General features: G+C 71.6%; 22 protein-coding genes. 18 read left to right on the plus strand and 4 right to left on the minus strand.

Annotated elements, in window-relative coordinates:
• Window positions 1–361: 361 nt before the first annotated feature.
• Entirely contained in the window at window positions 362–1,609 is a 1,248-nt protein-coding gene (locus M8C11_RS00795) for a hypothetical protein (protein ID WP_252447761.1), read from the minus strand.
• 87 nt (window positions 1,610–1,696) lie between these two features.
• Between M8C11_RS00795 and M8C11_RS00800 the strand changes: the two genes are divergently transcribed.
• From M8C11_RS00800 to M8C11_RS00830, 7 genes are all read left to right on the plus strand, one after another.
• Window positions 1,697–1,861, plus strand: coding sequence for a hypothetical protein (locus tag M8C11_RS00800; RefSeq protein ID WP_158614799.1), 165 nt, complete (start codon window positions 1,697–1,699; stop codon window positions 1,859–1,861).
• 91 nt (window positions 1,862–1,952) lie between these two features.
• On the plus strand, window positions 1,953–2,255 hold the full coding sequence (locus M8C11_RS00805) for an urease subunit gamma (RefSeq protein WP_091427589.1): 303 nt from the start codon (window positions 1,953–1,955) through the stop codon (window positions 2,253–2,255).
• Complete coding sequence (locus M8C11_RS00810; protein WP_308212709.1) at window positions 2,252–2,647, plus strand: urease subunit beta; 396 nt, start codon at window positions 2,252–2,254, stop codon at window positions 2,645–2,647. Before M8C11_RS00805 ends, M8C11_RS00810 begins: the two co-directional genes overlap by 4 nt.
• Complete coding sequence (locus M8C11_RS00815; protein ID WP_252447762.1) at window positions 2,644–4,347, plus strand: urease subunit alpha; 1,704 nt, start codon at window positions 2,644–2,646, stop codon at window positions 4,345–4,347. The genes M8C11_RS00810 and M8C11_RS00815 overlap by 4 nt, the downstream gene beginning before the upstream one ends.
• Entirely contained in the window at window positions 4,347–5,039 is a 693-nt protein-coding gene (locus tag M8C11_RS00820; RefSeq protein WP_252447763.1) for an urease accessory protein UreF, read from the plus strand. Before M8C11_RS00815 ends, M8C11_RS00820 begins: the two co-directional genes overlap by 1 nt.
• Window positions 5,040–5,127: 88 nt before the next feature.
• Window positions 5,128–5,799 carry an urease accessory protein UreG gene (gene ureG / locus M8C11_RS00825; protein WP_252447764.1) on the plus strand — a complete coding sequence of 224 codons (672 nt, stop codon included), beginning with the start codon at window positions 5,128–5,130 and terminating at the stop codon, window positions 5,797–5,799.
• Window positions 5,799–6,545: an urease accessory protein UreD gene (locus M8C11_RS00830; RefSeq protein WP_252447766.1), complete on the plus strand. Its 747-nt coding sequence runs from the start codon at window positions 5,799–5,801 to the stop codon at window positions 6,543–6,545. Before ureG ends, M8C11_RS00830 begins: the two co-directional genes overlap by 1 nt.
• Window positions 6,546–6,552: 7 nt before the next feature.
• On the opposite strand, the gene M8C11_RS00835 is transcribed toward M8C11_RS00830, so the two are convergent.
• On the minus strand, window positions 6,553–7,017 hold the full coding sequence (locus tag M8C11_RS00835) for a MarR family winged helix-turn-helix transcriptional regulator (protein WP_252447770.1): 465 nt from the start codon (window positions 7,015–7,017) through the stop codon (window positions 6,553–6,555).
• Between the two features lie 96 nt (window positions 7,018–7,113).
• Here M8C11_RS00835 and M8C11_RS00840 point away from each other — a divergent pair, with 96 nt between their 5' ends.
• The 8 genes from M8C11_RS00840 (at window position 7,114) to M8C11_RS00875 (ending at window position 15,445) form a co-directional block, all read left to right on the plus strand.
• Window positions 7,114–8,196, plus strand: a complete 1,083-nt coding sequence (locus M8C11_RS00840; protein ID WP_252447774.1) for a substrate-binding domain-containing protein — start codon at window positions 7,114–7,116, stop codon at window positions 8,194–8,196.
• Window positions 8,197–8,600: 404 nt separating this feature from the next.
• A complete protein-coding gene (gene urtA, locus M8C11_RS00845; RefSeq protein WP_252447776.1) occupies window positions 8,601–9,845 on the plus strand; it encodes an urea ABC transporter substrate-binding protein in 1,245 nt (414 codons plus the stop codon).
• Between the two features lie 77 nt (window positions 9,846–9,922).
• Window positions 9,923–10,810 (plus strand): urea ABC transporter permease subunit UrtB, encoded by an 888-nt coding sequence (urtB, locus tag M8C11_RS00850; protein ID WP_252447778.1) that lies wholly within the window; start codon window positions 9,923–9,925, stop codon window positions 10,808–10,810.
• The gene (urtC, locus tag M8C11_RS00855; protein WP_252447779.1) at window positions 10,807–11,991 is read left to right on the plus strand and encodes an urea ABC transporter permease subunit UrtC; all 1,185 of its coding nucleotides are present in this window, start codon (window positions 10,807–10,809) and stop codon (window positions 11,989–11,991) included. The genes urtB and urtC overlap by 4 nt, the downstream gene beginning before the upstream one ends.
• Window positions 11,988–12,764: an urea ABC transporter ATP-binding protein UrtD gene (gene urtD / locus M8C11_RS00860; protein ID WP_252447780.1), complete on the plus strand. Its 777-nt coding sequence runs from the start codon at window positions 11,988–11,990 to the stop codon at window positions 12,762–12,764. Before urtC ends, urtD begins: the two co-directional genes overlap by 4 nt.
• Window positions 12,761–13,456 (plus strand): urea ABC transporter ATP-binding subunit UrtE, encoded by a 696-nt coding sequence (urtE, locus tag M8C11_RS00865; protein ID WP_252447781.1) that lies wholly within the window; start codon window positions 12,761–12,763, stop codon window positions 13,454–13,456. Before urtD ends, urtE begins: the two co-directional genes overlap by 4 nt.
• A 185-nt stretch (window positions 13,457–13,641) precedes the next feature.
• Entirely contained in the window at window positions 13,642–14,709 is a 1,068-nt protein-coding gene (locus tag M8C11_RS00870) for a lytic polysaccharide monooxygenase (RefSeq protein ID WP_252447782.1), read from the plus strand.
• 154 nt (window positions 14,710–14,863) lie between these two features.
• A complete protein-coding gene (locus M8C11_RS00875; RefSeq protein ID WP_252447783.1) occupies window positions 14,864–15,445 on the plus strand; it encodes a hypothetical protein in 582 nt (193 codons plus the stop codon).
• A gap of 99 nt (window positions 15,446–15,544) precedes the next feature.
• Here the strand turns inward: M8C11_RS00875 and M8C11_RS00880 are convergent, their stop codons facing one another.
• On the minus strand, window positions 15,545–16,543 hold the full coding sequence (locus M8C11_RS00880) for a DMT family transporter (protein ID WP_252447785.1): 999 nt from the start codon (window positions 16,541–16,543) through the stop codon (window positions 15,545–15,547).
• Between the two features lie 81 nt (window positions 16,544–16,624).
• Here M8C11_RS00880 and M8C11_RS00885 point away from each other — a divergent pair, with 81 nt between their 5' ends.
• Window positions 16,625–17,524, plus strand: a complete 900-nt coding sequence (locus tag M8C11_RS00885; RefSeq protein WP_252447786.1) for a LysR family transcriptional regulator — start codon at window positions 16,625–16,627, stop codon at window positions 17,522–17,524.
• Window positions 17,525–17,628: 104 nt separating this feature from the next.
• Here the strand turns inward: M8C11_RS00885 and M8C11_RS00890 are convergent, their stop codons facing one another.
• Window positions 17,629–19,194: an RICIN domain-containing protein gene (locus M8C11_RS00890; RefSeq protein WP_252447788.1), complete on the minus strand. Its 1,566-nt coding sequence runs from the start codon at window positions 19,192–19,194 to the stop codon at window positions 17,629–17,631.
• Window positions 19,195–19,521: 327 nt separating this feature from the next.
• Here M8C11_RS00890 and M8C11_RS00895 point away from each other — a divergent pair, with 327 nt between their 5' ends.
• Both M8C11_RS00895 and M8C11_RS00900 read left to right on the plus strand, forming a co-directional pair.
• The gene (locus M8C11_RS00895) at window positions 19,522–20,529 is read left to right on the plus strand and encodes a sigma-70 family RNA polymerase sigma factor (protein WP_252448160.1); all 1,008 of its coding nucleotides are present in this window, start codon (window positions 19,522–19,524) and stop codon (window positions 20,527–20,529) included.
• 38 nt (window positions 20,530–20,567) lie between these two features.
• Window positions 20,568–21,419, plus strand: coding sequence for an SgcJ/EcaC family oxidoreductase (locus M8C11_RS00900; RefSeq protein ID WP_252447795.1), 852 nt, complete (start codon window positions 20,568–20,570; stop codon window positions 21,417–21,419).
• Window positions 21,420–21,481: the final 62 nt, after the last annotated feature.

A 21,481-nucleotide genomic window follows, 5' to 3' on the forward strand; every position in this document is an offset into this window, starting at 1 on the left:
CGCAGTGTGGCATCGCAGCCGAGCGACGGCATCCGAGATGTGCCTACTTCGGCAGGCTGCGATCTACAAGGCGTTGGACGTGCGTGGTCTGATCTGGCGGGTCTGTCAGGATGGGTCCGTCAATGGGCACCGCTGTCAGAGTGGTGGATCTTCGGTCGCTGGGGCGGGCGGTTGGTCGCGCCCCACGGCTTGGACCCGTGCCCGGTCGCCGTGGAAGTCCGGGTTGAGGCGGTCAGCCAGACACGACCGGTGCGCGACGAACGACGCGCATCCGGGTCCCTCGCTGCTGCGCACATCGGTTGATCGTCGCGCACCGCTCCGTCGGCGTCACACAGGCATGCCTGCCACCCGGCCGAAGCGCTCACCGAGCCTGCGCGGAGGGGAGTGGCTTGCCCTGCGGTGATGCGGCCGGGTGATCCGCCTTGAGCCCGTTCATGGTTGCTCCGATCTTCAGCCACGAGGGGTCGCTGTCGGACGCCTCGGTGACCGTTCTCAGTTCGCCGGGCTGCCAGGTGCGGGTTCCGTCGGTGAGATCGAGTTCGTCGATGTCGGTGGCTGAGGACTCGGCGGTGCCGGTGAGGAAGGTGCGGACTGCGTCGGTTGCTCCCTCCGCTGTGGTGGCCGGTCCTCCCGAGAGCACGACGAGGGTGCCGTCGCCGGCGACGATCAGTTCGCCGGTGGCGGCGGCTGTCAGAGCGGTCACCGGGGTTCCGGGCAGAACCTCGTGCTCGGTCACCTGTCGCCCGTCGATTTCCAACTCGATGAGGGCACCTTCCGGTGTGCCGATCCAGAGGACGCCCGGGGACGGGCCGAACGCGACGTTGTGGCGCGACCAGGCGTTCATGCTCTCGAGCCATTCCTCGGGGTACGGGTATCCGGGGCAGGGATCCCCGAGTGTCAGGCCGAGAAGCCGGCGCAGGGACGGGAAATCGAAGACTTCCAGCGAGTTGTCGTAGGCGTTGCCCCGTATCGCGAAGTGCCGTCCGTTCGGGCTGAAGATCGGAGTTTGGTAGCCGTCGCAGTCGAGGATCAACGCGCGTCGCAATGGCCGCAGCACAGGCTGGGTGTCTTGCGAAAAGCGCACCAGCGTGGCGCCTTGGTCGCTTTGCAGGGTGGCGACCAGGCCCCCACCGGGGTGCGCCGCGACTCCGGTGTCCCAGCGCGGTCCGGTCGAGGTCGTGCCGGAGGCGAGGTCGAGCGCGATGGACGACTCCCAGCCGTTCTCGCCGTCGTTGGGCGACAGCCAGAGCGTCCGACCGTCCGGACTGAACGCCACCTCTCGTGAGTACTCGGCCGGCGGTACGCCGTCGATCGGGGCGGTTCCCGAGGGAGTCCAGCGGACCGTGCTGGTGTCGTCTGCGATGACCAGCTGCGGTTCAGTCGGATGCCAGGCGGCAGAGGGTGTCCGCTCGGCGCGGTCGTAGCCGCTGGCGTCGTAGCCAGCCGCACCTGTACCGAAGGCGCCGATCTCGCGTAGCTGCCCGACCGTGTACTCCCAGATCCTGATCGTCGGACGGTCGGTGTCCCACCCGGCGACCAACGGCAGCGTGGGGTGGCACAGCAACCGCCCGAGCGTCGCTCCGCAGCGCATCCTCGCCAAGGTTTGCACCGGCACACCCTAGCGGCACCGATGTTCTCCGGCGCAGCAAGCGAGGCCGCCCGGCGGCTGATCCAACAGGCCGCGGATCGATCCCTCATGCCGAGCACACTGTTGCCCCCGCCGGTGGCGATCCTCTACGGTCGGCTCAAGCGGTGGGCGGTGCGGTCCGCATCCGACCGACACCGCCGGGTGCCCGTCGCGCGGGCCGGGATGGTGGAGTCCCGGGCCACCCCGTCGGCGGTCGACGCGGCGGTCGTGTGACTCCAGCTCGTACTCCGGGTGGTGCTGCCCGGCGCGGCTCCGCGCGGAGCCGACGGCGAGCGGGCCACGCCGATCCCCACCGGAGAATCCCGTGTTCCTCAGCCCGCATGAGCAGGACCGCCTGCTCGTCCACGTCGCGGCCGACGTCGCTCGCCGCCGCCGCGAACGCGGCCTGCGCCTCAACTATCCCGAAGCCGTCGCGATCATCGTCGCCTTCCTGCTGGAAGGGGCCCGCGACGGACGGTCGGTGGTCGACCTCATGTCCGCCGGCCGGACGGTGCTCGGCCGCGAGGACGTCCAGGACGGCATCCCCGAGCTGCTGAGGGAGGTGCAGGTGGAGGCGACGTTCCCGGACGGTACCAAGCTCGTGACGGTGCACCACCCGATCCCGTGATCCCCGGGGAGATCCTGCCGGCGGCCGGCCCGGTCGAGATCAACGTGGGTCGGCCGGTGACCACAGTGGTCGTGGTCAACACCGCCGACCGTCCGGTGCAGGTCGGCTCGCATTACCACTTCGCCGAGGCCAACCCGGCCCTGATGTTCGACCGGGCCGTGGCCTGGGGTCAGCGTCTCGCTGTTGCGGCGGGTACCTCGGTGCGGTTCGAGCCGGGCGTGAGCCGCACCGTCGAGCTGGTCCCGCTCGGCGGCGCACGCGTCGTGCCCGGCCTCCGGGGCGAGTGCGCCGGGCCGCTGGACGAAGCGCCACCGACCACGCCGGAAGCAGACGCGCCGACGAATGGGGCGCCGGCGAGCGGGGCGCCGGCGACCGACGGGCCGGCGCGGTGAGCGCCGTGCGGCGGGACCGCTACATCGACCTGTACGGGCCGACCACCGGCGACCGCATCCGGCTGGCCGACACGAGCCTGCTGATCGAGGTGGAGACCGACCACTGCGTGGGCGGCGACGAGGCGGTCTTCGGCGGCGGGAAGGTGATCCGCGAGTCGATGGGCCAGTCGCGGGCGACCCGCGCCGAGGGCGCGCTCGACACCGTCATCACCGGCGCGGTGGTGCTCGACCACTGGGGCGTGGTCAAGGCCGACGTGGGTCTGCGCGACGGGCGGATCGTGGCGCTGGGCCGGGCCGGCAACCCGGACACCATGCCCGGCGTCCACCCCGAGCTGGTCATCGGCCCGGCCACCGAGGTCATCGCCGGCAACGGCCGGATCCTCACCGCCGGCGCCGTCGACACCCACGTCCACTTCATCTGCCCGGAGATCGTCACCGAGGCGCTGGCCAGTGGCATCACCACACTCGTCGGCGGTGGCACCGGCCCGGCCGAGGGCACCCGGGCCACGACTGTCACCCCGAACGCCTGGCACCTGGCCCGCATGCACGAGGCGCTGGACACGCTGCCGGTCAACGTGCTGCTGCTCGGCAAGGGCAACACCGTCTCGCCGGAGGCGCTGTGGGAGCAGTTGCGCGCCGGCGCGGGCGGTTTCAAGCTGCACGAGGACTGGGGCACCACACCGGCGGCGATCGACGCCTGCCTGCGGGTGGCGGACGCCTCCGGGGTGCAGGTGTCCATCCACACCGACACCCTCAACGAGGCCGGTTTCGTGGCCGACACGCTGCGGGCGATCGCCGGCCGGGCCATCCACTCGTACCACACCGAGGGCGCGGGAGGCGGGCACGCGCCGGACATCATCACGGTGGCCGGCGAGCCCAACGTGCTGCCGTCGTCGACCAACCCGACCCGGCCGTACACCGCCAACACCCTCGCCGAGCACCTGGACATGCTGATGGTCTGCCACCATCTCAACCCGTCCGTGCCGGAGGACCTGGCCTTCGCCGAGAGCCGCATCCGGCCGTCCACGATGGCCGCCGAGGACCTGCTGCACGACCTCGGCGCGATCTCCATCATCGGCTCCGACGCGCAGGCGATGGGCCGGGTGGGCGAGGTGATCCTGCGAACCTGGCAGAGCGCGCACGTCATGAAGGAGCGGGTCGGCGCACTGCCCGGCGACGGCGCCGCCGACAACCACAGGGCCCGCCGGTACGTGGCGAAGTACACCATCTGCGCCGCGATGGCGAACGGGCTGGACCGGGAGATCGGCTCGGTCGAGCCGGGCAAGCTGGCCGACCTGGTGCTGTGGGATCCGGCGTTCTTCGGCGTACGACCGCACCTGGTGCTCAAGGGCGGCATGATCGCGTACGCCCAGATGGGTGACGCCAACGCGTCCATCCCGACGCCGCAGCCGATGCTGCCGCGCCCGATGTTCGGCGCGTACGGCGCCGCGGCGTCGGCCACGAGCCTGGCGTTCGTCGCCCCGGCCGCCATCGACGCCGGGCTGCGCCTCGACGTGCGGCGGCGGGTGGTGCCCGTCGCGGACGTGCGCTCGCGGGGCAAGGCCGACCTGCCGGAGAACGACGCGATGCCCCGGATCGAGGTGGACCCGGACACTTTCACCGTGCGGATCGACGGTCAGGTGGTAGAGCCGGACCCGGTGACGCGCCTGCCGATGGCCCAGCGGTACTTCCTGTTCTGATGGCGACGTCGAGTCTGCTCCTGCTGCTGGCCGACGGCCGCTTCCCGGCCGGCGCGCACGCCCACTCCGGCGGACTGGAGGCCGCCGTCGCCGCCGGCCGGGTCACCGACCTGGCCACGTTGGAGGCGTTCCTGACCGGCCGGATGGCCACCGCCGGGCTGGTCGGTGCGGCGTTCGCGGCGGCGGCGCACCGGGCGGTGACCTCGGCCGGTTCCGCCGTACGCGGGTCCGCGCTGGCGTTGCTCGACGCGGAGCTGGACGCCCGGACGGCGGCACCGGCGCTGCGCACGGTGTCCCGTCGCCAGGGACGGGCCCTGCTGCGCGCGGGCCGGGCCATCTGGCCGGAGGCTTCCTTCGACGACCTGCCCTCCACACCTGGCGGAGCGCACCAGCCGTTGGTGCTCGGGCTGCTCTGCGCCGCCGCCGGCCTGAGCCGCGCCGAGACCGCCACGGTCGCCGTCCACGGGACGGTGACCGGTGCGGCCAGTGCGGCCGTACGCCTGCTCGGCCTCGACCCGTACCAGGTCCAGGCCCTGCTGGTCGGTCTCGCCGATTTGTGCGACGGCACCGCCGCCGCGGCGGCCCGGGCCGCCGACGGCCCACCCGAGCGGCTGCCCGCGGCAGCCGCCCCCCTCGCCGACATCCATGCCGAAGCTCATGCCACCTGGGAGGTGCGTCTCTTTGCGTCCTGACACCGTTGCGCCGGCCGCTGCGCCCACTGCCGGCCGGAATCCCGCCCCGCACGACGAGACCGTTCCGCACACCCACCCTGAACCGGGGGTGGACCCGCACCCGCCGCTGGCACTCCCCGGCCGGGCGCTGCGCGTCGGCATCGGCGGGCCGGTCGGGTCCGGCAAGACCGCCCTGGTGGCGGCCCTGTGCCGGGCGTTCGCCGGCGAGCTGCGGCTCGGCGTGGTCACCAACGACATCTACACGACCGAGGACGCCGACTTCCTCAAGCGGGCCGGTGTGCTGGACCCGAGCCGGATCCGCGCCGTGGAGACCGGTTGCTGCCCGCACACCGCCATCCGGGACGACATCGGGGCCAACCTCGACGCGGTGGACGAGCTGGTCGAGGCGGTCGGCCCGCTGGACCTGGTGCTGGTCGAGAGCGGCGGGGACAACCTGACCGCCACGTTCAGCCGGGGTCTGGTGGACCGGCAGATATTCGTGGTCGACGTGGCCGGCGGGGACAAGGTGCCGCGCAAGGGCGGACCGGGGGTGACGTCCGCCGACCTGCTCGTGATCAACAAGGCCGACCTGGCCCCCATGGTGGGCGCTGACCTGGCCGTCATGGACCGGGACGCGCGTGCCCGGCGCGGCGACCTGCCGACCGTGTTCCTGTCGATCGTCGGCGACCCGGCGGCGGGGCGGGTCGCCGACTGGATCCGCCACGAACTGACCCACCACGCCGCACTGCACCCGGTCACCACGCGGGTCGGCCCGGCCTGATGCGCGCGTACGCCCGGCTGGTCGCCCGGGCCGACGGCCGGGGCGGCACGGTCCTCGCCGAGCTGCGTGGTGAGACGCCGCTGCTGTTGCGGCAGACGCCCGGCAGCGGCCGTGGCGTGACCGTGTACGTCGTCGGCGGGGCGGCCGGCCCGCTCGCCGGCGACGACCTGCGCCTGGAGATCGACGTGGGACCGGGGGCGGCGGTGCGGCTGCACACCGTCGCCGCCTCGGTCGCCCTGCCCGGCCGGCCCGGCGCCGTGTCGCGGATGGCGGTCCGCGCCGTGGTGCACGACGGCGGCGCACTGCGCTGGCTGCCCGAGCAACTGGTCGCGGCGGCCGGCTGCGCCCACCTCGCCGAGTCCCGGGTCGAGCTGGCCGCCGGGGCGATGCTGACCTGGCGCGACGAGGTGATCTGCGGCCGGTACGGGGAGGCGCCGGGCGGCGCGGTCGTCCACACCCGGGTCGACTACGACGGCCGGCCGCTGCTGCGCCAGTCGCTTGAAGTGGGACCGGGCGCGCCCGGCTGGGCCGGCCCCGCGGTGCTCGGCGGCGCGCCGGCCACCGGGTCGCTGCTGGTGGTGGACCCGTCGCTTCCCCACGAGACCGCGACGGTCGAGGGCACCGTCGCCCGGCTGCCCCTGGCGAGCGGTCCGGCGACACTGTGGACCGCCACGGCTCCCGACGCGCACACGCTGCGCGCCCACCTCGACGTGGAGGTCGAGCCGCTGCTCACCAAGGTGGACTGAAGCGGGGTCAGCGGCGAGGGCCGGCCGCCTCGACGTGGTCACGGCGGCCCGCCGGGTCGAGCCGGGCGATCAGGTCGGCGAGGTGGTCGAGCAGGGCGGTGTCGCCCGGTACGCCCGCCTCGGCGAGGCTGGTCCGGACCCGCTCGTCGAGGCGCGCGTGCTCGCGGCGCCCCCGGGCGGTCAGGTAGGCCCGGATCCGCCGGCGGTCCAGCGGGTCGATCCGCCGGAAAACCAGGTTACGGTCGACGAGCTGGTCGACCAGCTTGGTGAGGGTTCCCGGCGGCAACGACGCCTCGGCGGACACCTCGCTCATCGGATGGCCCTGACCGTCGGCGAGCAGGCAGAGCACCCGCCACGCCTCGGTGGTCAGGTCGTGGTCGGCCAGAACGGCGGCCAACCGGCGGGAGAGCAGCCGTTCGGCGCGGGTGAGCGAGCGCAGCAGATCGGCTGGCGCCCCGGGCACGTCTGACATCGAACTCCCTGGGCCGGTGGCCCTGTCATGGTAGCGACTCGTCCCGGTCCGTGGAGAGCTGTGGTTTTCCCACGTCGGCCGGGCAATCATGGGCTCATGTCCGCGCCGGCCCCGCCGTGGCTCACAGTCGATCGGACCGTGGTCGGCATCGCGCTGGTGTACCCGATGCGCGGGCCGGCGGGGATGTTCGGCCCGACCTGCGAACTCTGCGCCCAGCTCGCGGTCGAGGAGATCAACGCCGGTGGCGGGGTGCTGGGCCGCGAGGTGCGGCTGGTGCCGGTCGACGGTGGCGCCCCGCCGGCTGAGGTGGCCGCCCAGGTGGAGGCGCTGGTGTCGGTGGGCGCCGTGCAGGGCGTGACCGGCTGGCACATCTCCTCGGTGCGGCAGGCGCTCGCGCCCCGGGTCGCGCACCGCGTGCCGTACGTCTACACCGCCCTGTACGAGGGCGGTGAGCGTACCGAGGGGGTATATCTGACCAGCGAGACGCCGGACGCCCAGCTGTGGCCCGCGATGCGGCTGCTCGCGGGGGAGCAGGGCGTGCGCCGCTGGTTCGTCGTCGGCAACGACTACGTGTGGCCCCGGCGCACCGCGCGGGCGGCCCACCGGTACGCGCTGCGCGGCGGTGGTCGCGTGGTGGGGCAGGCGTTCCTGCCGTTGGAGACGCACGACTTCGACGACGTGATGCGCCGGATCGAGCGCAGCGCGGCCGACGCCGTGGTGATGCTGCTCGTCGGCGCGGACGCGGTGCGGTTCAACCGGGCGTTCGCGCGGGTCGCGATGGACCAGCGTTGCCTGCGGCTGAGCACCCTGATGGACGAGAACATGCTGCTGGCCAGCGGGGCGGGCGCGACACGGCGGCTCTACAGCACGGCGGGCTTCTTCGCCGGCCTGGTGACGCAGGAGAACCTCGACTTCCACGGCGAGTTCGCCCGCCGGTTCGGGGTGGAGGCGCCGCCGCTGGGCAGCCTGGGGGAGTCCTGCTACGAGGGCGTGATGCTGCTCGCCGCCCTGATCGGGCAGGCCCGCACTCTCGACGTGCGGGCGATCGAGACGGCCGCCGACACGGTGGCGTACCACGGGCCGCGCGGCCGGCTCCAGCTGCGTCGGCGGCACGTGCGCCAGCGGATCTACCTCGCCGAGGCCGACGGTCTCGACTTCACCGTGCTCGCCCAGCTCTGACCGTCCGGTGCAGACCCTTGACACGTCCACCCGGCCCGGTCATAAGATGCTTCCTGCGTGAAGTATCTGCCCCAGGGGCGGATACCGTGAACGTCTGTCCACCCTCGGCGGAATCTGTCCGCCGACCATTGTGGCGGCGCTATTCTTCGGCGAATTGGACACGGCTGAAATCGTCTCGCATGGGGCGCCGTCAGTCGTTGTGTCGTGCGCTCTCGCCAGGTGTGTGGGAAACAGTCAATTAAGGACTGGGAAACGTCCGCGCAATCATGTCGGTCAACGCTTTGCGTGCCCGTAACCGATGCGATGACCACACGCGACGTCCACCCGTCGGCCTCGTCGTCGCCAACTCCACCGGACCGCACCGACCGCCCTTTCGCTACTTGAGTGCACCGCAGGGAGATTAGATGTCAGTTCTTTGGGGCCGCCGCATCCTGGCGGGTGCCATGACCCTCGTCGCCGCGGCGGCCATGACCGCGTGCGGCAGCAAGACCAGTGACGAGGGCGGCGCGGCCGGCGTCACCGCCGACGTCTCCGGCGACACCGTCAAGGTGGGCCTGCTCAACTCGCTCTCCGGCACCATGGCGATCAGCGAGGTCACCGTCCGCGACTCCATCATGCTCGCCGTCGAGGAGATCAACGCCGCCGGCGGCGTCCTCGGCAAGAAGATCCAGCCGGTCGGGGAGGACGGCGCCTCGGACTGGCCCACCTTCGCCGAGAAGGCCGAGAAGCTCATCTCCGAGGACCGGGTCGCAGCCGTTTTCGGCTGCTGGACGTCGGCCAGCCGCAAGGCGGTCAAGCCGGTGTTCGAGAAGAACAAGGCGCTGCTGTTCTACCCGGTGCAGTACGAGGGTCTGGAACAGTCGCCCTACATCTTCTACACGGGCGCGACGACCAACCAGCAGATCGTCCCCGGGCTCGACTACCTCAAGGCCCAGGGAACGAAATCGGTCTACCTGGTCGGCAGCGACTACGTCTTCCCGCGGACGGCCAACAAAATCATCAAGGCGTACGCGGCGGCGAACGGGATGACAGTGGTCGGCGAGGACTACGCGCCGCTCGGGTCCACCGAATTCGGCACGATCGTCAACAAGGTCAAGTCGTCCGGCGCGAAGGCGGTCTTCAACACGCTCAACGGCGACAGCAACGTGGCGTTCTTCAAGGAGTACAAGTCGGCCGGGCTGACCGCCGCCGCGATGCCTGTGGTGTCGGTGTCCATCGCCGAGGAGGAGGTCAAGAGCATCGGCACCCAGTACCTGGAGGGTCAGCTGACCGCCTGGAACTACTACCAGACCACACCCGGCGCGGCGAACGGCAAGTTCGTGGCCGCGTACAAGGCGAAGTACGGCGCGGACAAGCCGACGAGCGACCCGATGGAGGCCGCCTACGTCAGCGTCTACCTGTGGAAGGCGATGGTCGAGAAGGCCGGCGCGTTCGACGTCGAGAAGGTCCGCGGCGCCTCCGACGGCATCACCTTCGACGCGCCGGAGGGCCTGGTCACCGTCGACGGCAAGACCCAGCACATCGCCAAGACCGCCCGCATCGGCAAGGTCGGCGCGGACGGCCTGATCACCGAGGTGTGGAACTCCGGCAAGCCGATCGCGCCGGACCCGTACCTCAAGACCTATCCGTGGGCGAGCGCCCTGAGCTGACGACGCCGGCCCCGGGCGGGCACCGCGACGACGCGCTTCCGCCCGGGACCCCGACCAGCAGTACGGGAGTACCCACCGTGACAGTCCTCTTCGGTCAACTCTTCACCGGCATCAGCATCGGCGCGGTGCTGCTGCTCATCGCGCTCGGGCTGGCGCTGACCTTCGGCCAGATGAACGTCATCAACATGGCGCACGGCGAGTTCATCATGGCCGGCGCCTACACCACGTACGTGCTGCAACAGAGCATCACCGGCGCCGGCCTGTCGCTGCTGGTCGCGCTGCCGGTGGCGTTCGTGGTCGCCGGCACGATGGGGGTGCTGCTGGAGATCCTGCTGATCCGCCGGCTCTACGCCCGTCCCTTGGACACGCTGCTGGTCACCTGGGGCGTGTCCCTGATGCTGCAACAGCTCGCCCGGGACGTCTTCGGCAGTCCGAACGTGCAGACCCGCGCGCCCGACCTGCTCACCGGCAACGTGGCCCTGCCCGGCGGGCTGTCGGTCGCCAACAACCGGCTGTTCATCCTGGCCCTGGCCCTCGCCGCCGTCGCCGCACTCACCCTGGCGCTGCGGTTCACCCCGTTGGGGCGCCGGATCCGCGCGGTCGTGCAGAACCGCGACCTCGCCGCGGTGTCCGGCGTCCCCACCGCCCGGGTCGACCGGACGACCTTCTTTCTCGGCTCGGGCCTGGCCGGGCTCGCCGGGGTGGCGCTCACCCTGCTCGGCCCGATCGGCCCGACCATGGGCACCAACCTGATCATCGACGCCTTCCTGGTCGTCGTGGTCGGCGGGATCGGTCAGCTCAAGGGCAGCGTGATCGTCGCCTTCGCCCTCGGGGTCCTCCAGGCCACCGGGGAGTACCTCACGACCCTCAGCGTCGCCAAGGTGATCGTCTTCGTGGCGATCGTCGCGTTCCTCCAGTGGCGGCCACAGGGCCTGTTCGCCCTGCGGACCAGGAGCCTCGCATGACCGCCGTGACACCCGCGCCACCGACCACCGCCGACGCACCGGCCCCGGCCGGCATCGCGCCTGCGAGCCGGCCCGGTGGCCGGTCCCGGCTGCGCGCGGCGGCGGGGTTCGCGTTCGGCGCGGCGCTGCTGTTCGCCGTCGCGCCGCTGGCGCTGTCGGACTTCCGGCTGGCCCTGCTCGCCAAGTACCTGTGCATCGCCATGGTGGCCGTCGGCATCGGCATCGCCTGGGGGCGCGGCGGCATGCTCACCCTCGGCCAGGGCGTCTTCTTCGGCCTGGGCGGCTACGCGATGGCCATGCACCTCAAGCTCGCCGACGCGGGTCCCGGTGGGATGCCCGACTTCATGCAGCTGTACGGGCAGCTCGACGAACTACCAGTCTGGTGGCGGCCGTTCGCCAGCCCGTGGTTCGCGCTGCCGGCCACGGTGCTGCTGCCGATGGCCGTCGCCTTCGGGCTCGGCTCGCTGGTGTTCCGCCGCCGCGTGCGGGGCGCGTACTTCGCCATCCTCAGCCAGGCGCTCGCCGCCGCCATGGTGATCCTGTTGATCGGCCAGCAGGGGACCACGGGCGGCACCAACGGGCTCACCGACATCCAGGGCTTCTTCGGTTACGACCTGGACGACCCGGTCAACCAGCGGATGGTCTACTTCATCATCGCCGGCGTCCTGCTCGCGCTGCTCGCGCTGGCCCGCCAGGTCGTCCACAGCCGCTACGGGGAACTGCTGGTGGCGGTGCGTGACAGCGAGGAGCGGGTCCGCTTCCTCGGCTACGACCCGGCGTCGGTCAAGCTCGTCGCCTACGTGGTGGCGGCGGGTATGGCGGGCCTCGCCGGCGCGCTGTTCGTGCCGGCGGTGGGCATCATTTCGCCCGCCCTCATCGGCATCGTCCCGTCGATCGAGTTCGTCATCGGTGTGGCGGTGGGCGGCCGGGCCACGCTGCTCGGGCCGGTGCTCGGCGCGGTGGCGGTCGCCTGGGCGCGTACCGCCCTCTCCGAACGTTTCCCGGGCACCTGGACGTACCTGCAGGGTCTGCTCTTCGTGGTGGTGGTGGCGTTCCTTCCCGGCGGCCTGGCGTCGCTGTGGGCGCTGGCCCGCCGCCGCGACGCCGGCCCGCAGCGGAGCCGGCGCGGCTGGCCGGCGCCGGGCCGACGGCGTGCCCAGCGGGCCGAGGTGAACCAGTGAGCGGCGACCGGCTGGACGGGCTGTCCGTCCGTGACGTGCGGGTCAGCTTCGACGGCTTCACCGCCGTCGACGGCGTCTCGCTGGAGGTGCCCGCCGGTGACATCCGGTTCCTGATCGGGCCGAACGGTGCCGGCAAGACCACAGTGGTCGACGCGATCACCGGTCTGGTGCGGGCCACCGGCTCGGTGTGCTTCGGCGACCAGGAGCTGCTGGGGCGCCCGGTGCACCGGATCAGCCGGCTCGGCATCGGCCGGACGTTCCAGACGTCGACCATCTTCGAGGAGCTGACGGTCGTGCAGAACCTCGACATCGCCGCGGGTGCCCGCCGGAGCTGGGCCACCCTGGCCCGGCGTCGGCGGGGGATCCCCGACGAGGTGGCCGCCGCGCTGGAGACCATCGGGCTGACCGGCCGGGCCGACCGGCTCGCCGGCACGCTCGCGCACGGCCAGAAGCAGTGGCTGGAGATCGGCATGCTGCTGGTGCAGGACGCGCGGCTGCTGCTGCTCGACGAGCCGGTCGCCGGGATGAGCCACGAGGAGCGCGACGCCACGGGCACCCTGCTGGAGACGGTGAGCCGGGACCGCACGGTGGTGGTGATCGAGCACGACATGGACTTCCTGCGTCGCTTCGCGCGCAGCGTCACAGTACTGCACGCGGGGAAGGTGCTCAGCGAGGGCACTGTGGCGCAGGTCCAGGCGGACCCGCGCGTGCAGGAGGTCTACCTCGGCCACCCGGTCGACGCCGGGTCGGTCCCCAGCGGTCTGGAGGCATGATGCTGACCCTGCGCGGGGTGCACGCCGGATACGGGCGTTCCCGGGTGCTGCACGGCGTGGACCTCGCCGTCCCGCCCGACGGGGTGGCCGCGGTGCTCGGGCACAACGGCGCCGGTAAGAGCACCCTGCTGCGGGTCGCGGCGGGCCTGCTGCGCCCGACCGCCGGCACCGTCGAGCTGGACGGCGAGGACGTCACCCGCCTCGCGCCGCACGAGCGGGTGGCGCGCGGCATGGCGTACGTCCCGCAGGGCCAGCAGTGCTTCCCGCACCTGACGGCGGCGGAGAACCTGCGCCTCGTCGCGGACGCCCGGCGCGACGGCGCGGTGGCGACGGCGGAGGTGCTGGACCTGTTCCCGGCGCTGCGTCCGCTGCTGCGGCGGCGGGCCGGGCTGCTCTCCGGTGGTCAGCGTCAGCAACTCGCCATCGCCCGCGCGTTGATCACCCGGCCGCGGCTGCTCATGCTCGACGAGCCGACCGAGGGCATCCAGCCGTCGGTGGTCGCCGAGATCCAGGAAAGGATCGTCGAGCTGACCCGGCAGTCCGGCTTCAGCGTGCTGCTCGTCGAGCAGCACCTCGGGTTCGCGCTGCGGGTGGCGAGCCGCTACCACGTCCTCGAATCCGGCCGGGTCACCTCGCACGGCGACGGGGGAGTGACGGCGGAGCGGGAGGTGCGCGCGGCCCTCGCGGTCTGATCCGGTGCGCCGGTATCGATTTACATTGACAGCCGTCTTTACTAACATCGTGGCTGGGAGTCGCCATGCGCTGCTGGGCAGCAGTGCCGTCCACCCCTGGGACGGCTTGAACCGATCGGCGTCACCTTCTCCGGGGTGGGCACCCAGCGAGGGCCACTGGGCGCCGGCGCATCCACTGGAGCATCATGAAAATCTCACGGACAGTACGCCGTCTGGGACTGGGCGCGGTCGCAGTTCTCGTCGCCTCGTTCACGATGGTCGCCGTCAACCAGGCCGGTCCGGCCTCGGCGCACGGATCGGTCACCAACCCGCCGTCACGCAACTACGGATGTTACGAGCGCTGGGGTTCCGACCACCTCAACCCCACGATGGCCCAAACCGACCCGATGTGCTGGCAGGCGTGGCAGGCCAACCCGAACACCATGTGGAACTGGAACGGCCTGTACCGCGAGAACGTCGGCGGCAACCACCAGGCCGTCGTGCCGGACGGGCAGCTGTGCAGCGGCGGCCGCACCCAGGGTGGCCTGTACGCCTCGCTCGACGCGGTCGGCGCGTGGACCGCGAAGCCGATGCCGAACAACTTCACGCTGACGCTGACCGACGGCGCCAAGCACGGCGCCGACTACATGTTGATCTACATCACCAAGCAGGGATTCGACCCGACCACCCAGCCCCTCACCTGGAACAGCCTCGAGCTGGTACTCCGCACCGGCAGCTACCCGACCACCGGGCTCTACGAGGCGCAGGTGAACGCGGGCAACCGCACCGGGCGGCACGTCGTCTACACCATCTGGCAGGCGTCCCACCTCGACCAGCCGTACTACCTCTGCAGTGACGTGATCTTCGGCGGTGGCGGCAACCCGCCGCCGACGACCCCGCCGCCCACCACGCCGCCGCCCACCACCCCGCCGCCGACGACTCCGCCGCCCACCACGCCGCCGCCGGCCGGAAACGGTGCCTGCACCGCCACCTTCCGCAAGACGAACGAGTGGTCCGGTGGATTCGGCGCCGAGGTCACCGTCCGGGCCGGCAACGCCGCCATCTCCGGATGGACGGTGGCATGGACCTGGCCCAACGGCCAGAGCATCACGAACTCCTGGAACGCGACGGTCACCTCCAGCGGTTCGTCGGTCACCGCGTCCAACGTCGCCTACAACGGTTCGCTGAGCGCCAACGCCACCACCAGCTTCGGCTTCAACGCCTCCTGGAACGGCACCAACTCCACACCCAACCTCACCTGCACCGCCCGGTAACAGCATCTGCGGTGGGGTGGCGCGGCATGCGCCATCCCACCGCGGGCAGGGCCCTGCGCCGGGGGTGACACTGCGGACGGACCCGACTTCCGAGCAGAGATCCGTCCGCTGCCCTCCGCCACCATCAGGAACCGCGACGAGGTGAGGAACGACAATGATTCCCCGGGTACTCAGCGGCTGGTACCGGAGCGCGTTCGTGTGGATCGAGGTGTGCCTGCTGGCCGCGTCGATCGGCGTGGCCGCCGTGGTCACCTCGACCACCCCGAAGACGGACCCGGCAGCTCTCCGCCAGGAGATCCTGGCCCGGATGCGTACGACCCTCGAGCAGGCGGACCCGACACATCACGGTCACGCCGGGCACACCGCCCCAGAGGCGCCGGCCGGAGAGCAGGCCGCGCCGAAGGTCGTCTGCGGAGTCCACGTCTACGGCCACGAGCCCGCCGGGGCCGCCACACTGGCCGACGTCCGGACGGTCTACGGCTTCCACCTCTGCGGCGTCGCCGAGCAGAAGCGCCAGTGGGACGGGGCGGTCAAACTCGTCGGCCCGTTGATCATGGACATGACCACCCAGCCTCCCGGCATCACGGTGGTCGAGGCGACCGCCGACGTCAGGTTCGTCGACCGGCTGCGGGAGATGTTCCCCGACAAGTACGAGGAACTGGCACTCAGGGAAGCGTTGCCCGCATCGGAGATGGCCGACCTGCGGCGCCGGTACGACGACGCCGCCGGCCTCTGACCACGCCGAGCGGCCGGGTCACCGATTCCTGGACGCGATGTGCAGTAGGCACCCGCCGGCGCCTCCCGACAGCCGCCGATCGGCGCGAGAGCATCGACGTCAGCGGCGCGTGGCGAGGACCACGCCGCTCAGGCACAGCGCGCCGCCGGCCAGGGCGAGCGGTGCCGGCACCTCGCCGAGCAGCGTCCACGACAGCAGGACGGTCACCGGGGGCACCAGGTAGGTCGCGGCGGTGGTGCGACCCGCGGTCCAGCGGGACAGGACGTAGCCCCAGGTGAGGAAGCCGATAGCGGTCGGGAACACGCCCAGGTACAGCATGCCCAGGGTGGCCGCCGGTGGGGCCGTGGCGAGCTCTGCCAGGAGCGTGGGGGCGAACGGCAGCAGGGCCGCGGTCCCGGCCAGCGCGCCGAGCCAGGTCATCGTCACGGCGTCCACCCGCGCCAGTAGGCGCTTCTGGAGCAGTACGCCGAAGGCGTACAGGAGGGCGGAGAGCACCGCCAGGGCGACGCCGGCCTTGTCGGCGTGTCCGGTGAAGCCGCTGGCCGCGATCAGGGCGACGCCGGCGAAAGCGATCGCCACCCCGACGCCGAGCCGGCCGCTGAGCCGCTCGTTGAGAACGAGGACCGCGGCGACCGCGACGAGAATGGGCGCGACCGCCACCAGCAGTGCCGCAGTCCCGGCGTCGACCAGCCGCTCGGCAGCGTTGAGCGCCACGTTGTATCCGCCGAACCAGGCCGCGCCCCAGACCGCGATCAGCGCGAGGGTTCCGCCACGGGGCAGGGCCGTCCGGCGGGGAGCCGTGGCGTCCGGCCCGGGCTGAGCGTGCTGCGGTCGCGTGCTGCGGCGTCGGACGCCGGCGTTTACCGCCATGAACGCGCTCAGCGCGACGGACGCCGCTGCCATACGGCCCAACGCCATGGCGCCGGGGGAGTGGTCGTGCCCGGCGAAGCGGATGCCGACGAACGCCGACGCCCACAGGAGCACGGTGACACCGGCGGCACCGACCGTCGGCCAGGACCGGGGGTACGCCGCGCCGGCTCGGTCGCTCTCGGTGGCAGTCGGCCGGCTCGGGGCGGCGGTCAGCGGTGCACTCCTCATGTCACGATCCTCATGCGCCCGAATGTTCAGCACCAGCGACTATTTCTTCACAACCATTCAGCGGGGCTTTACTGTCGTGAGGTGCTCGACGTCCACCGCCTCCGCGTCTTCCGCTCCGTCGTGGCCTCCGGGTCCGTCCAGGCCGCCGCCGCCAACCTGGGCTACACCCCCTCCGCGATCAGCCAGCACCTCACCGCACTCCAACGCGAGACAGGCCTGACCCTCCTCGCCCGAGTGGGACGCGGCCTGCGACCGACGGCCGCCGGGCATGCCCTCGCCGCCGAAGCAGACCGGGTGCTCGCTCGGGTCGGAGCGGCCGAGTCGCTGATCGCCGACCTGCGCACCGGACGCACCGGCGCACTGTCCATCGCGTACTTCGCGTCAGTTGGCGGCGCCTGGATGCCCTTCGTGGTGCGGCGCATCCTCACCGAGTTCCCCGGAGTCCGGCTCGACCTGCAGCTGCGCGAACACATTCCGGACAGCCGCGAGGAACGCGCTGACGTCCAGGTGGTCGTGGCAGGCAACGGCTTCGACCCCGGCTCGGGTTTCACCACCCGTCACCTCCTCGACGACCCCTACGTGGCCGTCCTTCCTGCCGGGCACCGCCTCGCCGGGCAGGAGGAGGTGGACCTGGCCGACCTCGCCGACGAGCGTTGGATCGACAACGACTTCGCCCGCGGCTGGTGTCGCGCCAACCTCATCGAGGCCTGCACCGCCGCCGGGTTCAGCCCCGCCTTCCGCGTCGAGGCGCACGACTACCCGACCGCGCTCGCCTTCGTGGCGGCCGGCATCGGCCTCACGGTGCTCCCTGCGCTCGGGGCAGTACACCTGCCCGACGACGTGATCCCCGTCCGGGTGGTCCGCCCGACGCCGATCCGGTCGATACACGTAGTGGTGCACGACGCGGTCGAGCACACCCCGGCGGTACGGACGGCGGTCGCCGCGCTGTGGGAGTCGGCCGGCGCCGCGAGCGAGCGGTAGGACCGGGAGGAGGGGTCCGCCTCACCGGCAGCCGCGGACCCGCCACCGCCCGCTGCCGCAGGCGATCTGACTTCGCGGAAGGTCATCGACAACCGGCGGGCCCGTCAGACGGCCGTACGCGACCACTGCTGGTTGGCGCCGGTGTTGCAGGTGTACTGCTTGAGGACCACACCGTCCGCGGTCGATGCGGCCGGCACGTCCACGCACTTGCCGCTGTGCCGTGCCCGGAGCTGGAAGTAACTGCCGCCCGTGAGCATCTGGAACTGCTGATTGGTGCCACTGCCGCAGGTGTACTGGATCAGCTCGGCGCCGTCGGCGGTGGACGCGCTCACCACGTCGAGGCACTTCCCGCTGTTGCGGCTGACAAGCCGCCAGTAGCCGCTGCCGGCGTCCTGGAACTGCCACTGCTGCCACGTGTTGCCGTTGTACGTGTACTGGCCGACACGCGCGCCGTTGTCGGTGTTCGGTTGCTGGACGTCCATGGCCTTGCCGCTGTGCCGCACGGTGATCCGGTAGAACGTTCCCGTCGACGGTGGGGGCGTCGTGGGGCCGCCCCCGATGGTGTCGCCCCACGCGTACCGGATCTGGTCGGCGCCGGAGGTGTTGCGGACGGTCAGGTTGAGGTCGGTGCCGCTACCGCTGAGCGAGTACATCGAGTACCAGTCGTAGCCGATGGTGCCGGGCTTGCCGCCGAGCGCGGGCCAGTACGTGCCGCCCATCCGGTTGTCGCGCATGACCTGGGCCATGGCGCGGATGTGGCGCACGAAGTTGTCGGTGCTGTTCGCGTCGGCGTAGTTGCGGCCGTCGTTCATGGGTGCGCCGAACTCGGTGGCGACCGCCCGCGACGCGCAGTTGCCGAGGCGGGTCTGGATGTGGCTCCGGAAGGCGTCGTAGGTCATCTCGCCGTAGAAGAAGGCGTAGTGGTGGAAGGACAGCAGAGTCGAGGCGAAGCGGGTGTCGTTGCAGATGTCGCGCAGGTCCTGGCTGAACCCGGTGCCCCCGATGAGCACCCGGCTGGGCACCGCCGAGTAGTGGTAGCTGAGCCAGTCGGCCGCGACGTTGCGCCACTCCACCGAGCTGTAACCGTGGGGCTCGTTCATCGGTTCGAAGTAGACGTCGGGGTTCGAGCCGTACGTGTTGGTCACCGTGGACCACATCGCGTTCCACGCGGCGAGGTTCGTGATCCGGCCGCCGGAGGCGGCGCCGTCCTCCCAGTAGGCGAGGATGACCTTGAACCCGCGGGCGGTGGCGGCGTCGACGGCACCTCGGTAGGCCTCCCACCACGCCGTCCCCACCGTGTGGGTGTTGATGGGCAGCCGGACGGTGTTGACCCCCATGGTGGAAGCCATGTCGTCATAGAGGGCGTTGGCCTTGGCCCGCACCGTCGCGTTGCTGTCGGAGGTGCTCAGGCCCTGCACGACGAGCGGGCCGGTGCTGAAGTTGTCACCCAGCACGGCCCAGTTCATGCCTCGGAACTGGTTGGTGGCGGCGATGGCCGGTGACGAGATGACGATGCCGCCGACCATCGCCGTCGTCGCGGCCACCAGCACGGTCAGCAGCCGGCGAAACGACCGGGTGCTCCGTGGTGGTCCGGCGGTGTGGCCCCGCGACGACGTGGTCCGCGTCAGGAAGTGGTGAGTCACCGATCTGGCCTCTCTGGGTTCGGGCATCAGGCTGATCGTCGAGCCGCTGCTGCCCCGGGGTCCGAGTCCGTTAGCGTTAACATCGCCGGATCACGCTCAAGCCAGTCACGACGAGGCGGGCAGATGTGTCCTGATTGTTAAGTGCGTGTTGCAGACAAGTGTTAGCGGTCTCATCTGGAGAGTCAAGGCATCGACCAAGGTCGTTCCCTCTGTGCCCCGGCCCACCGGCCTGTGCCGGGCGGGCGCAGAGACCGCGCACCCGGGACGGTGCCCGGCACTAGATTGAGACGGGTGAGCCGGGGCGAACCATCGGCGGAGGTCGGTCCGTCGGGCGAGGACGTGACGGCGACGCTGCTGGCGGCGGCGCGTGCGGGCGACGACGCGGCCTTCAGTCGTCTGGTCGCACCGCTGCGGGACGAGCTGCGTGCGCACTGCTACCGGATGCTCGGTTCCTTCCACGACGCGGAGGACGCGGTCCAGGACACCCTGGATCGGGCATGGCGGGCAGTCGACCGGTTCGAGGGTCATGGGTCGATCCGGCCGTGGCTCTACCGGATCGCCACCAACCGCGCGCTGTCTCTCCTCCACTCGCGCGGGCGGCGTGAACTGCCGACCGATTTCACCGCTCCGGGCGTGTCCCGGGCCGAGGTGACCTGGCTCGAACCGTATCCGGACCGCCTTGCCCCGTCCGTTCAACCGGATCCGGAGACCCACGCCATCGCGAGGGAGACCATGGAACTCGCGTTCGTCGCCGCGTTGCAGCATCTGCCGCCGCGGCAACGTGCCGTTCTGCTGCTGCGTGACGTTCTCGGTTACTCCGCCGAGGAGACCGCCCGGATGCTGGTCACCACCGTCGCGGCGGTCAACAGCGCGATGCAGCGCGCCCGCCGGATCGTCGCCGGGCTGACGCCGTCGGACAGTCAGCAGCGGATCCTCGCCGACCTGGGCGACGCGGGGCAGCGGGAGGTGGCCGGGCGGTACGCCGCGGCGTGGGAGTCCGGCGACGTCGAGACGATCGTGGCGATGCTGACGGAGGACGCGCGGTACTCGATGCCGCCGCTGACCGCCTGGTACGAGGGCCATGAGCGGATCCGCGGTTTCCTGGCCGAGGTGACGGGAGGGCGGAGGTGGCGGTTCCTGCCGACGAGTGCCAACGGGCAGCTCGCGTTCGGGACGTACCTGTGGGACGACGCGGCTGCCGCCTACCTGCCGGCAGGGCTGGACCTGCTCGTGCTGCGGGGGCGCCGGGTGGCCGAGGTCGTCTCGTTCCTCGACGCGCGCCTGCCTGCCTTCGACCTACCGGATCGGCTGCCGGAAAGTTCGCGCGGAGGCGATGAGTTCGCGGTCCGGCCGGGGTTGTAGTCCCGACGGGTTCACCGGCCACGAAGGGCAGAGCCGACATGCCGAGCAACGAAGAACAGATCGGGGCCCTGGTCGAGCGCTGGGCCGCCGCGGTTCATGACGGGAACCTCGCCGGCGTCCTGGCCGACCACGCCGAGGACATGGTGATGTTCGACGTGCCGCCGCCGTACGAGGGCGTGCGCGGGTTGGACGCCTACCGGGAGATCTGGCCGCCGTTCTTCAGGTGGCAGGCGCAGGGTGCGTCGTTCGAGGTCGAGTCGCTGGACGTCGAAGCCGGCGAGGACGTGGCCTTCGCGTACGCGCTCCTGCGCTGCGGCACGGCGGCCGACTTCGCCGCACGTCCGGAGAACCGCCTGCGGCTGACCCTGGGCCTGCGCAGGCGGGAGGGCCGGTGGGTGGTCACCCACGAACACCACTCCTTCCCGCTGGCCGATCCCGCCGCCGAGCCGGCCCCGGACGCGGCAGCCGCCGAGGCGGAGGTACGCCGGCTCCACCAGCGCTGGTTCGAGGGCACCGCGGCCAAGGATCTCGATGCCCTGATGGATGCCGTAGCCGACGACGTGGTCTCGTACGAGCACGACCAGCCGCTGCGATACGTCGGCGTGAACGCGGTCCGCGAGGTCTGCGCGGCGGGTCTGGAGGCGTCGGGTGACGGATCAGTCGCCTGGGACGTGCCCGACCTGACGATCGTGGTCGACGGCGACCTCGCCGTCGCGTGGGGCCTCAACCGCGTCTCGGTACGCCCGAGCGGTGGTCCGCCGATCGAGAGCTGGTCCCGGGGCACCCGGGTCTTCCAGCGGCGCGACGGGGCATGGCTGATGACCCACCAGCACCTCTCCTACCCGTACGACCCCTCGACCGGGGCGGCACGGACGGATCTGCGTCCGTAGCGGCGCGGCACGACGTCGCACACCGAGCCGTCCATCGACGTTCATCCAACAGATCGGTGTGC

It is taken from the genome of Micromonospora sp. CPM1, assembly GCF_023896895.1.
Classification (GTDB): Bacteria; Actinomycetota; Actinomycetes; order Mycobacteriales; family Micromonosporaceae; genus Micromonospora; species Micromonospora tulbaghiae.

Coding starts and splice junctions, on each gene's coding strand:
- M8C11_RS00800 (WP_158614799.1), top strand. CDS start 1,697: ATGCCGAGCACACTGTTGCCCCCGCCGGTGGCGATCCTCTACGGTCGG.
- M8C11_RS00820 (WP_252447763.1), top strand. CDS start 4,347: ATGGCGACGTCGAGTCTGCTCCTGCTGCTGGCCGACGGCCGCTTCCCG.
- M8C11_RS00830 (WP_252447766.1), top strand. CDS start 5,799: ATGCGCGCGTACGCCCGGCTGGTCGCCCGGGCCGACGGCCGGGGCGGC.
- M8C11_RS00835 (WP_252447770.1), bottom strand. CDS start 7,017: ATGTCAGACGTGCCCGGGGCGCCAGCCGATCTGCTGCGCTCGCTCACC.
- M8C11_RS00840 (WP_252447774.1), top strand. CDS start 7,114: ATGTCCGCGCCGGCCCCGCCGTGGCTCACAGTCGATCGGACCGTGGTC.
- urtA (WP_252447776.1), top strand. CDS start 8,601: ATGTCAGTTCTTTGGGGCCGCCGCATCCTGGCGGGTGCCATGACCCTC.
- urtC (WP_252447779.1), top strand. CDS start 10,807: ATGACCGCCGTGACACCCGCGCCACCGACCACCGCCGACGCACCGGCC.
- urtE (WP_252447781.1), top strand. CDS start 12,761: ATGATGCTGACCCTGCGCGGGGTGCACGCCGGATACGGGCGTTCCCGG.
- M8C11_RS00870 (WP_252447782.1), top strand. CDS start 13,642: ATGAAAATCTCACGGACAGTACGCCGTCTGGGACTGGGCGCGGTCGCA.
- M8C11_RS00875 (WP_252447783.1), top strand. CDS start 14,864: ATGATTCCCCGGGTACTCAGCGGCTGGTACCGGAGCGCGTTCGTGTGG.
- M8C11_RS00880 (WP_252447785.1), bottom strand. CDS start 16,543: ATGAGGAGTGCACCGCTGACCGCCGCCCCGAGCCGGCCGACTGCCACC.
- M8C11_RS00890 (WP_252447788.1), bottom strand. CDS start 19,194: ATGCCCGAACCCAGAGAGGCCAGATCGGTGACTCACCACTTCCTGACG.
- M8C11_RS00900 (WP_252447795.1), top strand. CDS start 20,568: ATGCCGAGCAACGAAGAACAGATCGGGGCCCTGGTCGAGCGCTGGGCC.